12 protein-coding genes and 1 tRNA gene are annotated in these 12,649 nt (G+C 42.1%); 9 read left to right on the top strand and 4 right to left on the bottom strand.

What is annotated here, in order from left to right; translation table 11 throughout:
• The first annotated feature begins 91 nt into the window (after positions 1-91).
• Positions 92-850 carry an imidazole glycerol phosphate synthase subunit HisF gene (hisF, locus tag NI470_RS04390; RefSeq protein ID WP_004647284.1) on the top strand — a complete coding sequence of 253 codons (759 nt, stop codon included), beginning with the start codon at positions 92-94 and terminating at the stop codon, positions 848-850.
• A gap of 286 nt (positions 851-1,136) precedes the next feature.
• On the opposite strand, the gene NI470_RS04395 is transcribed toward hisF, so the two are convergent.
• Positions 1,137-1,793: a sterol desaturase family protein gene (locus tag NI470_RS04395; RefSeq protein ID WP_253147801.1), complete on the bottom strand. Its 657-nt coding sequence runs from the start codon at positions 1,791-1,793 to the stop codon at positions 1,137-1,139.
• A 108-nt stretch (positions 1,794-1,901) separates the two neighbouring features.
• On the opposite strand from NI470_RS04395, the gene NI470_RS04400 reads away from it, so the two are divergent.
• The gene (locus tag NI470_RS04400) at positions 1,902-2,912 is read left to right on the top strand and encodes an AraC family transcriptional regulator (RefSeq protein ID WP_253147802.1); all 1,011 of its coding nucleotides are present in this window, start codon (positions 1,902-1,904) and stop codon (positions 2,910-2,912) included.
• A 276-nt stretch (positions 2,913-3,188) separates the two neighbouring features.
• Here NI470_RS04400 and NI470_RS04405 read toward each other — a convergent pair whose 3' ends face one another.
• Together NI470_RS04405 and NI470_RS04410 are read right to left on the bottom strand one after the other, a co-directional pair.
• A complete protein-coding gene (locus NI470_RS04405; protein WP_005105385.1) occupies positions 3,189-3,434 on the bottom strand; it encodes a hypothetical protein in 246 nt (81 codons plus the stop codon).
• Positions 3,435-3,512: 78 nt separating this feature from the next.
• On the bottom strand, positions 3,513-4,595 hold the full coding sequence (locus tag NI470_RS04410; RefSeq protein ID WP_005105384.1) for a DNA/RNA non-specific endonuclease: 1,083 nt from the start codon (positions 4,593-4,595) through the stop codon (positions 3,513-3,515).
• 264 nt (positions 4,596-4,859) lie between these two features.
• On the opposite strand from NI470_RS04410, the gene NI470_RS04415 reads away from it, so the two are divergent.
• Positions 4,860-5,513 (top strand): hypothetical protein, encoded by a 654-nt coding sequence (locus NI470_RS04415; RefSeq protein ID WP_005245784.1) that lies wholly within the window; start codon positions 4,860-4,862, stop codon positions 5,511-5,513.
• A gap of 80 nt (positions 5,514-5,593) precedes the next feature.
• Here the strand turns inward: NI470_RS04415 and NI470_RS04420 are convergent, their stop codons facing one another.
• Positions 5,594-7,474, bottom strand: a complete 1,881-nt coding sequence (locus NI470_RS04420) for a potassium transporter Kup (protein WP_253147803.1) — start codon at positions 7,472-7,474, stop codon at positions 5,594-5,596.
• Positions 7,475-7,596: 122 nt separating this feature from the next.
• Here NI470_RS04420 and NI470_RS04425 point away from each other — a divergent pair.
• The 6 genes from NI470_RS04425 (at position 7,597) to NI470_RS04450 (ending at position 12,247) form a co-directional block, all read left to right on the top strand.
• A tRNA-Ser gene (locus NI470_RS04425) sits at positions 7,597-7,687 on the top strand.
• A 207-nt stretch (positions 7,688-7,894) separates the two neighbouring features.
• Entirely contained in the window at positions 7,895-9,172 is a 1,278-nt protein-coding gene (locus tag NI470_RS04430; protein WP_253147804.1) for a tyrosine-type recombinase/integrase, read from the top strand.
• A 5-nt stretch (positions 9,173-9,177) separates the two neighbouring features.
• Positions 9,178-10,005, top strand: coding sequence for a hypothetical protein (locus NI470_RS04435; RefSeq protein WP_253147805.1), 828 nt, complete (start codon positions 9,178-9,180; stop codon positions 10,003-10,005).
• Between the two features lie 157 nt (positions 10,006-10,162).
• Positions 10,163-10,453 carry a helix-turn-helix transcriptional regulator gene (locus NI470_RS04440; RefSeq protein WP_253147806.1) on the top strand — a complete coding sequence of 97 codons (291 nt, stop codon included), beginning with the start codon at positions 10,163-10,165 and terminating at the stop codon, positions 10,451-10,453.
• Between the two features lie 240 nt (positions 10,454-10,693).
• Complete coding sequence (locus NI470_RS04445; RefSeq protein ID WP_253147807.1) at positions 10,694-10,936, top strand: hypothetical protein; 243 nt, start codon at positions 10,694-10,696, stop codon at positions 10,934-10,936.
• 231 nt (positions 10,937-11,167) lie between these two features.
• Positions 11,168-12,247, top strand: coding sequence for a hypothetical protein (locus NI470_RS04450; protein WP_253147808.1), 1,080 nt, complete (start codon positions 11,168-11,170; stop codon positions 12,245-12,247).
• The last annotated feature ends 402 nt before the right edge of the window (positions 12,248-12,649 follow it).

The following is a 12,649-nucleotide window of genomic DNA, read 5'->3' on the forward strand; positions in this document are numbered from 1 at the left end:
CATAATTTTGCTAGAATACCGTTTCCATCTGCCAAGGTGTAGCGCTTGCGTGGGTGAGTTTCATAATCGGCTGTAATAATTGGAAAAATTTATGCTAGCTAAACGTATTATTCCTTGTCTGGACGTGGATAACGGCCGCGTGGTCAAGGGTGTCCAGTTCCTTGATATTCGTGATGCGGGTGACCCGGTCGAAGTGGCGCGCCGTTATAATGAACAAGGTGCCGATGAAATTACTTTCCTTGATATTACCGCTACACATCATGGACGCGACACGACTTACCGCACAGTAGAACGCATGGCTGAATCGGTTTTTGTACCTCTGACTGTCGGTGGCGGTGTACGTAAAGTCGAAGATATCCGTCTATTACTCAATGCCGGTGCAGACAAAGTCAGCATCAACTCAGCTGCGATTTATAATCCCGAGTTTGTGCAGGAAGCGTCTCAACGCTTTGGCGCACAGTGTATCGTTGTTGCAATTGATGCCAAAAAAACTGGCGACCACAAATGGGAAATTTTCACCCACGGTGGCCGTAAAGAAACCGGGATTGATGCGATTGAATGGGCCGTGAAAATGGCTGACTTCGGCGCAGGTGAATTACTGATTACTTCGATGGATGCCGATGGCACCAAAGCCGGTTACGACATTGCCCTGATGCGCGCCATCAATGACCGCGTCACGGTACCGACCATTGCTTCTGGCGGTGTGGGTAATTTACAGCATTTGGCGGACGGCATTATTCATGGGGGTGCCGATGCGGTACTGGCAGCTTCAATTTTCCATTTTGGCCAGCACACCATTCCGGAAGCCAAAGCCTATATGGCAGCCCAAGGCATTGAAATGCGCCTTTAAGCCGTTTTAGATGATGATTTAATTAAAGAGTGTTTTTATAAACACTCTTTTTTTATGCCTTAAATAAAACAACACAGCAAATACGGGACAAAAAAAAGGAGTCTTTCGACTCCTTATAAAACCAAGATAAGACTACAGCACTTGGTATTCAAAATAACTCATTACACCCAGAAACATTATCAGTATGAGGCTTTGCTCACCGATAGGAGCAAATATAAGTGAAATCCACAGGACAATATTGACAATACAATCGTATTTTATTGACAAATCACGACAAAGCCCTGTTTTACTTCATAACCTGTGTATTTAACTGCTTCATTACCGTATTTTTTGCAGTATTTTTCGTCATTTTAGTGGAAGCATCGGCCGATTTAACCGGAAAATATTGCTCTGCCCAGCGGTTCAATTTTTTCGAGATCGGTGCAGGCAAGCTCAAACCTAAAGGATTCTGTTCCTGCAAATCTGCCGAGGAAATCACACGGGTACCGAGCAGATAATCAAACCAGGGCTTGGTGACGCACCAGTTGGCATCCTGATTACTATTCATATGATGATCATAATGCCAGGGTAATTTCTTTTTGGCCCATTCCGGTTCCAGATGAGCCCGGCGATGTAAATAATAATAGTTGCCTGCACTATACAGGGCGGCCAGTGACATGCCTTTGGAGAAGGGATAAAAACTGAGTCCAAAGACGGTCGCAACGACTGCCAGTGAGGCAATTTCATTGCGGGTACGCCAGTTGTCCAATCCTTCTACATAGCCGAAATCGGAAAATTCCGTTTTTCGCACAATCCGGTGATGCTCCCAATGTGAGCGCATACTCTCGGGTACCGGACTATAACGGCTCTGTCCCGGCTGGTGAACACCATGTAATACATATTTATGTGCAAACCATTCAAATCCATTTGCGACGACAAGTCCTGCCAGAAAACCTTTCCACATAATCTTTTACCTCTTGGTCTATTTTTAATATAGGCTAAATAAAAGACTAGATATTGACCAAAATATTCAATATGATTGACAAAATACGACAAAATAAAAGAATTAAAAATGCTGGTTCTAAAAAACTACGTAGGTTCAGTATACGGTGGTTTAGGACATTTACTTTTGGACTATTATCAGTTGAAACAGCTTGAAGTCCCTGAGAAATTATTGGCCATTCAAAATCTGGAACGCTTTGATTTCGCCTTGTGGCGTGATCTATTAACGACACTTGATCAACAGCTGCAACGACCGGCTTTAGGCTTGGAAATCGCCCAACTGGTTGAAGCTAAACACCTCGGTATTATTGGCTATCTGGCACTCTCAAGTGAGACCTTGGATGAAGCCTTTATGCGCTATCATGATTATCATCGTCTGATTTATGATGGCGGCCCACTTCAGCTGCAATGGCAAGGCGATTATCTGTCGATTGGCTGGGTTGAAGTTCCCTTTCATCTGAATACCCAACTGACCGATGAAATCGCGATTGCGCTAATGACGGAATTCGTAAAAGCCAATGTTCAGAACCCGCACGTGGTTCAGTTATATGAAGTGCATTTCCAGCATGCAATGCCTAAAAATATTGTACTCTATGAGCAGTATTTCGGATGTAAAGTCCGCTTTTCTCAAGCCAGAAATCAGGTATTGATGCATGTCAGTGAACTGTCCAGACCACTGAAACAGGGCGACCAGACCTTGCAAAAACTGCTGATGCAACAGGCCAAAGCATTATTAGAAAAATTCCCGTACTCCACTCTGGTAGATCAGCAGCTGCAACAGGCGATTCTAATTGGCCTGCAAAAAAACCTGTTCCAGATCAAACATATTGCCGAGCAGATGAATTTTTCCGTGCGTCAGTTACAACGCCATTTACAAAAACAGGGCAAAACTTATCAGCAATGTATGCAGGAGATTCGCTGCATGCTGGCTATGCAATATCTGAAAGATCCGCACTTGAGTTTGCAGGAGACTGCCATGTTACTGGGTTATTCTGAACAAAGTGCGTTTCAGCGTGCCTTTAAGCAATGGACCCAGCTGACACCGCAGCAGTGGCGCCAACAGAATATGCCAGCTGCTTAAACTACCAGCATGTTCGTTTGATATACGGGCTTCAAGCAGGGTTGACGATTTTAATCCCTGTCCCCTATCACCTGATGATAGATAGAAAAATAAGGAATTAAAATATGGGTAGATATCTTCCCGAATTGCTCGGCACGTTCTTGCTAGTGTTTGGAGATATTGTGGGAGCAGAAAATTAGGCTTTTTAATAAAAACCCTCTAAAAAGCCAGGATTTCCAAATACCATTTTTCTGCATGTTTCACATGGAGCATGCAGATCATCGCGCTTAAAAATGCTTATAAAAATGGATTTTCAATTTCATCCAGATCATCACGCTGAATTTTTTCTGGCAAGTCCTGCGTGTTTTCCAGTTGTTGTACCACATCATTCAGAAAAGCCTGCAAGGCTTTGGCCACTTTCAGTCCCTGCTGATCCTTGGTGATTTGCAAGTTGCCATACAGGCTGACGCAGTCCAGATCATTTTCCAAAGTCAGATCATGAATGGCATGGGATTCGCTGCCATTTTCAAATGCTTTAAACATATCCTCTTCACCTGTCTTTGTTATTTTCAATGAACGTCTGATGTCGATGCTACCCGAATCCCGGTTTTTTCAGCAAGCTTATTTCAACAGGTGCAAAATATATTGCAACAAGGCATCAATCAGCTGTTTCACAATGGCATCTTGCGTTGCATTGTCTATCGCACCGCCAGTCGCAGAGGAGGCCGAACTGCTTGAACCGGAAGACTTAAACTCGCGTTGTAATGCCTGCAGGTTTTCTTCAGAAACCTCTTCGGCACACTGACTTTCTGCATCCCAATTAGAGTATTCAATTTTCTGGTTGGCTTTTACGGCATTTCCAGTCAGTGGCAGCTTATAGGTATTGCGTTTCTGTTCTTCGGTAAGCTGCGGGAAAAGGTTAATTCCAAGCTGTTCTTCCAGATAGCAGACACTGACAATACGCACTTTCAGTGAATTGTCATTCGGTGCATAGTAAGCACCAATAGCACCGGTTTTCGGCATATAAACCGCCTTATAGACCGCGGTTGGCACAATCACGCCATTGCCAATGGTTTTCAGCTTCTTCCCGGCAAAGACCGGCCCGGTTACCACATAAACATCCTGTTTCTGCTTGGTCACAATGGCACGAGTGGCTTCTTCCAGCTCACGCCAGACTTGCTGATTATTCTTGGGCGCTTGCGGCACCATATTGGCCAATGAAAAACTGTCAGACTGCGCAGCCTTGTTAGGCATATCCGCATTCGGCGCCATATGACCGCGGTCATAACCTGAACCGCGATAATCCGCCAATGTGGCACGATGCTTCGCACTGACCCGATCTTCTTCATGAAAATTATCTTCACGGGGAATTTTCTGGCTTAAGCGTGCTGGCGTTAAGGCTTCCGCCACCCAGAGCGGCGTTTTAGATACCCCGGAATAACCAACATTAAAGCCATTAAAACACAGTGAATAGCTGTCTTTTTTCAGACTGTCTTTTATCAAATATGGTGGCACATCCCGATAAAACTGATTCAGACAGGCAGAATCACTGGAAGAGGATAGCGACACCCACTGACTGATTTTTTCCTGGCCAAAAGCGATGGCGAAGCTACTCGAAGCCACCACGCCCAGAATGACTTTAATACTATTATCATTTAAAAACTGAAAAAAAGAGTTCTTGGGTTTACGCTGCTTCTTGGCCATTCTTACACGTACTTTTTAGATCAATACAGATTTTGACCGAGCTTAACAAGCTGTATAAGTGAAGTATATCTTGGCTCTACCATTCGTTTACTAAATAAACAATAAGTATCCAAAATCCCGGGCAGTTGTAACAAACTGTCTAATTTTATTTCTTTTTAAATGAGGTTTCTCGGTGTTTGCGTAGCTTTGTTTGGCTCAGTAGATTGAGTGTGTAAAGCTAACGGCCTATCTCAATTCGTACAATTATTAGCAATGGTGTCAATCATGAATTCCAAACTCTCTAAAGCATTAGGTTTAGGATTATTCACAAGTGTGATCAGCGTAGCTGCATTTGCTGAGCCACCGGTTCAACCAGGTGAAACACTTGAAAGCTTGTCTAAAGCTAAAATTAGTACCAAGGTGAATGGTCAGGAAGCCTCTTTAGAAAGCTTGGTGAACTCTGGTCAGATTCGTCTGGTCGATCCGCGTGCAGCAGCACCGCAACCAGCCATGCCAAACACACAGGCACCAATGCCCAATGATCCAGCAATGACTCAGGCACCAAATTCAGGTACTGTTTCTCCTCAACCACCTGTCACAGAACCAGGTATGAATGAAGCAGAGGTGCCGGCCAATCTGGTTGAACCAGCCACTGAATCAGAAGTAGAAGCCAGCACGTCTATGATGACGCCTCAACAACAACCAACACTGGAAGAACAACAAGCAGCTGTACCAGCAATGTCTGAAGAGCAACAGCAAGCAGCTATTGCTTCAGAACAACCAATGCCTGAAGCACAGCAACAAGCGGCTGTGACTGAAGCAGATGTGAGCAATGAACAAACTGAAATTGCAGCTCAATCTGATGCAGAGCCAGTACTGATGGAAGAACCTTTGAATGCTGCACCTGAAGTGCCGGCTGCGGTAGAACTCGAACAATAATCTGAAACTCATTTATTTATTGTTTCTCTCATAAAAAAACCAGAGTGTGCCTCTGGTTTTTTTTATGCTTTTTATTTTATTTACATCTGAATCTGGGTGCCCAGCTCGACCACACGGTTGGGTGGAATTTGATAGAAATCACTGACCGGACTGGTATTGCGCTGCATAGAAATAAACAGCTTTTCCCGCCACGGTGCCATGCCCTCACCCACAGTATGCATAATCCGTTCACGTGAAATAAAGAAACTGATCTGCATCAGGTCATATTCAAAATCCCATTGCTCATAGGCCTGTTGTAAAGCTTCCGGAATATTCGGCTGATCCTTAAAACCATAATAGATAAACACCCGGTAAAAATGCTCACTCAGTTTTTCCAGTTCAATCCGGTCCTGCCTGTCAACAAAAGGAATATCCCGGGTAATCACCGTCAACATGATATTGCGTTCATGCAAGACCTTATTGTGCTTAATATTATGCAACATGGCATGCGGAACAATATTTGGTGTACCGGTCAGGAAAATGGCATCGCCTGGCACAAACTTGGTGCCTTCCCCCATCGAAATACTTTTAATAAACAGATCAATCGGCAAGGTATCCTGTTCCAGCCGGTTCAGTACCAACGCACGCCCGTCTTTCCAGGTCATGAGAATCGTAAACAGTACCGCACCAATCAGAATTGGCACCCAGCCACCCGAAGTGATTTTCAAGGACGTTGAGGCCACAAAGACTAAATCCAGTGCCAGGAATGGTACAGCAAATAACGCTACTTTCCAGACCGGCCAACGCCAGAAGCCATAGGCCAGAATCGAGATCAAAATGGTGCCGCAGAGCATGGTCATGGTCACCGCAACGCCATAAGCACTGGCCAGATTGGCACTATTTTCAAACAGTAAAATCAGGATCAGCACCGAGATAAACAACATCCAGTTAATGAAAGGCAGATAAATCTGGCCACGCTCCAATGCAGAGGTATGCTTGACTGACAGGCGCGGCAAATAACGCAATTGAATGGCTTGATTGACCATAGAAAATACCCCAGTAATGACCGCCTGTGAGGCAATCACCGCCGCTGCAGTCGCCAGTCCAATCATCGGAAATAAGGCCCAGTCGGGCAGCAGCATATAAAAAGGATTCGCCAGTGCTTCAGGACTACGCAGTAACAAGGCGCCTTGCCCGGCATAATTCAGCAATAAACATGGCAAGACAATAATGAACCAGGCCAGACGAATCGGCAGACGGCCAAAATGCCCCATATCGGCATAAATCGCTTCACCCCCAGTCATGGTCAGAATCACCGCCCCCATGGTCAGAAAAGCCACATAGGGCTGATCGACCACAAAATGATAGGCCCAGTAGGGATTCACCATCCACAGTACAAACGGGGTCTGGATGATGCTCCACAAACCAAAACCGCCAATCGACAAAAACCAGAGCATGGTTAAAGGTCCAAAAAACTTGCCCATCGTGGCTGTGCCGTGTCGCTGAACCATAAACAGCCCGGCCAAAATCCCGATGGATAAAGGCACCAGCCACTGATTGAAAATGGGTGTGGCAATACTCAGGCCTTCAATGGCTGAGAGCACGGAGATTGCCGGGGTAATAATCCCGTCACCGAAAAATAACGATGCGCCGACAAAGCCCAAAGCAATCAGGAATATTTTCTTTTGATCAGAGATTCGTGTGGTACGCAGGTTTAATGCCAACAGTGACATGATCCCGCCTTCGCCGTTGTTATCAGCACGCATGATTACCATGACATATTTAAAGCTGATGGTAAGCATCATGCACCAGAAAATCAGGGACAGGATACCGAGTACAGAAGCTTCGCTAATGGCGAGATGTGCGGTGAGGAAGCATTGGCGCAGTGCATAGAGCGGACTGGTACCAATATCTCCGAAAACGACCCCAAGCGCAGCCAGTGTAATCACCGGGAGAGCTGCCTTTTGTGCAGTGCTTTGCATATATTGTCTTCGTTTTTTAACAAGCATTTTTGCGAATCATAGCACCGCATTAAAAGTTTTTCTGCAAATCAATTGTTTCAGCTTGGCACAGCTGGTTTTTTTCGCTATTATCCTCGGCCTATGGTGAGGTGTCCGAGTGGCTGAAGGAGCACGCCTGGAAAGTGTGTAAACGTTTATAGCGTTTCGAGGGTTCGAATCCCTCTCTCACCGCCAAATTTGATTTCTACGGGACTAAACCGTAGTGCAAAAGGCTTAAATCTAAAGGGTTTAAGCCTTTTTTTACGCCTGTACACTACGGCGCAGTCCAGTAGTATCCCGACATCTTTGTCGGTACTTTTGACGGTATCTCATTAAAAACGACTATTAATGAGGGGAGTTTCGTTTTTTCCTGAAATTTATACCGTCAAATGAGGTTAAAAATTGGCTAAGCAATCCAACAAACTGACAGCTAAAACCGTTAAGAATCTAGCTTACGATCCTGAAAGCAGTAATAAGCATGCTGATGGTGGTGGGCTGTATCTTTTCATTCATAAGAACGGCTCAAAATATTGGCGTTTAGATTACCGCCGTCCAATCAGTCAAAAACGAAATACCTTAGCCTTGGGTGTCTATGATGAAGTCACCCTAGAGAAAGCACGTCTAAAACGTGATGAAGTAAAGCGCATGCTTGCTGATGGTATTGATCCAGCAGAGGAACGTAATCACCATAGGGATGAACTTAGAGCCAAGCTAGAGAATACGTTTGAAAAGTTTGCCCTTGAGTGGCTTAAGATTCGTGAGCTTGAAGGCAAAGTAGACCGAGAAACAATCCGCAAACTCAATCGTGATATTTTGCCGTTCATTGGCAAATTACCTGTGACGGATTTAAGTGTCGAACAGCTTGAACGTGATGTAACAAATAGCCTTGTAGAGCGTGGTGCACTTGAGTCGGCTCGCCGTGTTAAATCTATTATAGGTATGGTCTTAAAACTTCCGTTTAAACGCCGTCTGATCACATATAACCCAGCTTATGACATTACCTTACCCAAACCTATTAAAGGTAATCATAACGCCGTAGTAAGCGAATCAGAGCTTAAAACAATGCTCCAGAAGATTTGGCGATATCATACGGAGAATCCTCGTGCACGTTTAAGAACAGAGCTTGCATTAAAGCTCTCAGCCTATATCTATCAACGTCCAAATGAGATCCGTGAATTATTATGGGAACACGTCGATTTTGAAAATCAGCGTCTGTGCTTTCGTGCTTCTAAGACTCATCAAGAGCATATCGTTCCACTCTCTCGACAAGCATTCGATATTTTGAAACAGCTCGAAGATATGCGGACAACCTCTGAATTTGTTTTCCCTAGTGTGAAATCACCACATGAAAGTATGAGTGAAGATACGATTCGACAAGCACTTATCAGGCTTGGCTATAGAGGCAAGCACACGGCGCATGGCTTCCGAGCAACAGCTCGTACTATCTTGGGTGAAGAGCTTGAATATCGGGTAGATATTATTGAGCATCAATTAGCTCATACGGTACGTGATCCCAATGGTACAGCTTATAACCGAACTAAGTTTTTACGCCGTAGACGTGAGCTAATGCAATTATGGGCGGATTATTTGGACACTTTACGTCAAGGTGGTGATGTATCAGTATTCAAACCTCAGAATGAAGACAATATTATCTCCTTCCAACATAAACAAACGGCGTAATCTTCATGCGTAAAAACGGCTATCTACCTTTAAAGCGTGCATTAAACAAAATCAACCAAACTTTAAAAGTTCAATATGTTGATACAGATCTTGTAGATTTAATTCATGAAAGGAAGGTAGATGTCGTTTTTCAAGTCGAGGGATATGTTGCAGAAATTACAGCCTCCTCTAGCTCCGAACCAATCCAAGATAAAAGCATTCAAAAATTTTACAAATCAAAGCCAACATATATGTTCCCCGATGATAATCATCTAGAAGATATTAAGTCTTTGGTAGACGGCTCAATTTCTGAAACGATTATCATAAATGCGCTTATCAAAATTAAAGATAAAAGAAAAAAGATATTTAAACATCAAGAATACGTCTTGTTTAGAGATTGTGACGAACAAGAGTTTTATGACTTTTATCATCTAAATGTGACAAAAAAAGATAAGGAGTTGTTCTACAAAGCTCCTTTATTAGATTCATTCAAATTAGTTCCGTTGCATATCGCCAAACTGGAACAAAATGGATGTGTTTTAGGTGTTCCCTTAACTAAATGTAATCTACGGATAACTGAAGAAAGCCTTAAAAAATTTCTTAAAACGGCCCCTACTATTAATGAGAAAAAGATTGAATCTCTCAGAAATGAAAATGAGAAACTGCTAAAAATTATTGGAGTAATGAACGCCACTATTAAAGCGAAGCAACCTCATCCCAAAATTACACAAAATGATTTTATTCAATTTGCAAAAAATAATCTGATTGAGGATGTGCAGATTACTGGCTCAATGGCTGAAATTTTCGGCACAGCAAATAAAGAAATAGAAAAGTATCTATTAACCAAAATTTGATATAACTTTTTCAACAATTAAATATTAATTATCAATAAATTAAAAAGATATTACTTTGGTACAAAAACTGATTTATTTGGTTTTTCCACTGTGGTTTTTAGTTCTGACTAAACTTCTCATCACTACGAAGCACTACCGTAATGATGAGGAGCTATTTATGTCCCCACAAGATCCAAACATCTATAAACGCTTACTTGAACGTGACTATTGGCGAATCTGCCAACTCGCCACAACCGCCGAACATAAAGAACGCATTTACAAAACCAAAGAAGGTTTAGAGAGAAAGATCAAGGCTCGCCCACCATCTTCAGGCATCTTGCCATTAGGTCGTTCAACTATCTACGACTTAGTTCGCAAAGGTGATATGCCTGCACCTGTGCGCCTAAGTGAACGTGTGAGCGCGTGGCGTACCACTGACCTAATCGAATGGCTTGAGTCAAAACAGTAATGCAAAACGAATTATTTACAACTTGGGAAGCCGCAAGGTTTCTAGCCCAATGGCTACCTTTACGCTCTCAAAAGGCTTGGTATCGGTATCTGATGATTAATCCCTCTCAATACCTTCATCAAGATGGATACAAACTGAATGTCCAAGTCATCAACGGCGAAAGACGATACACCAAAACCACATTAGTGGCATTTATAACCTCTCACCTAAGCTCAGGTGAACCAAAATAAAGGAAACAACATGACTGAAGTAATGAACCGCAAATGCTCTGAAGAGCTGGCTAAGCTAAAACAAGAGATCATCGATGATACGATTCATAATCTATTAAAAGAGAATGATGGGACATTTGATCTTAGTACAGGACAAGGGATCAATGTGGCTGTCAACTATATGGTTGATTACCTCATTCTCAATAGAGTCGATACCAATGCACTCGACCTAAAAGAAAATTTAATCCGTCGCTTACCGCAGAGTAAAGTCTGATGAATTTAACAATTATCAGCACTGAACTTTTTGCAGATATTTTAAGACACAGTGAAATTCTAGAGGTAGAAGAAAAAAGCTCCTCTACAACAGAATACACGATCATTTATAAGGGATTGAAGACCTTATTAATTGATACTGCTGTCGAAAAATATTTAGTCGAGTAAGCAAACTAAGCATGTGCATTGCGATAGTGCATATGCTTTCCTTGAACGAATTTGAAATACTGTTATGCACTTAGAATCTGTACAGGACAATCGTCCAAACTATGTCACTATGACATCTAGCATCGATCATCTACATAATCTTCTAAACCATTATCAATCCAAATGGAATCATGCTGTAGAAGTAGCAGAACATCAGAATATTATCGAAAAGAGTAACATTCACAACTATGAATTTGATCGTAAAAAGCTGAAACCAAAAATGCTCAGCTTTAAAAATGGTGCATCCATTCAGGTGCAACAAAACCTGATCAAAATTAAATCCCAAATTGATTTTATTAATGTGAGCTTTAACACTACTAAGGCGACTCAAAGAAGCTATATCAAAAAGTTTCTTACGGAAAAAATGGGTAAGAAGCATTTTATTACTGAAGAACATAGCCATAAAACTACGGTCAATACCGATACTGTAGCTTCATGCACGTTTAACATTCGCATTCATGATGTGAACAATAAAAAGTGCATTCATAAAATCGTTCATGCTCTTAAGAAGAATTACGGTGCATATAATTTTAGAATTACGTGCATTGAGCTTGCACACGATTTTTACAATGCGCCACCTGAGTTCTTAACCGCTCTATTCAAATCAATTCAGTTTGATGCCGATGTACATAGCATCCGAATTTTTAGACTAAAGGGCGAAAATCAGAGCATCCCCTATGAGCCGATTAGGCTTAAGAATCTACTAATTCAAGGCTTTAATATTGGAGTCAATGACTATCGTAAGGATGATGTTTACTATCATTTTTACTTTAAGAAAACGGATCATAATAAACGCCCTCTACCCCATCAAGAATGGCGTTTGAGAGCGGAGGTAAGATTAAGCAACCTTGATCATGCTCTAGAGGATTTACGGAATGTTGTGAAAAATAGCTTCAAGAAGCTTACGTTTACTCAACTGCATGATACGGCGACACTTGAACAAAGAAAACTTTATTCACTTTATATCCGCCCATACGGACAAAAGCTCTCTACCCCAATTCTTAAAAATGGTCATTATCGAGAGTTCAAAAACTTTATTTGTATAAATCAACATCTGAATGAGCGGCTACGAGAGTCGGTAAAGAACTTGTCAAATAAGTTCTAGAGTCGCAAATTTCGGATGAGTTTTAGATAATAATCGCCGTACTTAATACTAGTAACCGCCGTAGCTACGGCGGTTTATTATATTTAGCTGTGCCTAATAACATATAGGTATTAATTAAGGTAATGTATGAACTCATACTATAAATACAAAAGCTAACTATGACTTCTCAGACTGCTTTTCCTAAGAAAATTTCTAAGTTACTTTAAGTAAAATTTGAAGAGCAATATGGATGCAGTTACTCTTGATGTCTAGATCAGTTTAGTGGAATAAACTCACTAGACGGATTAAAATGAGCGAAGTCCTAGAAAAATTTCAATTCACGCTATGGAGAACATTCATAAATTTTAAGGTTTTCTATGACTTCTTATACTTTCCTAAAATTAACTAAAAGTTAACGTATCA

The sequence above is a fragment of the Acinetobacter lwoffii genome, from assembly GCF_024129115.1.
In the GTDB taxonomy this organism is placed as follows: Bacteria; Pseudomonadota; Gammaproteobacteria; order Pseudomonadales; family Moraxellaceae; genus Acinetobacter; species Acinetobacter lwoffii_T.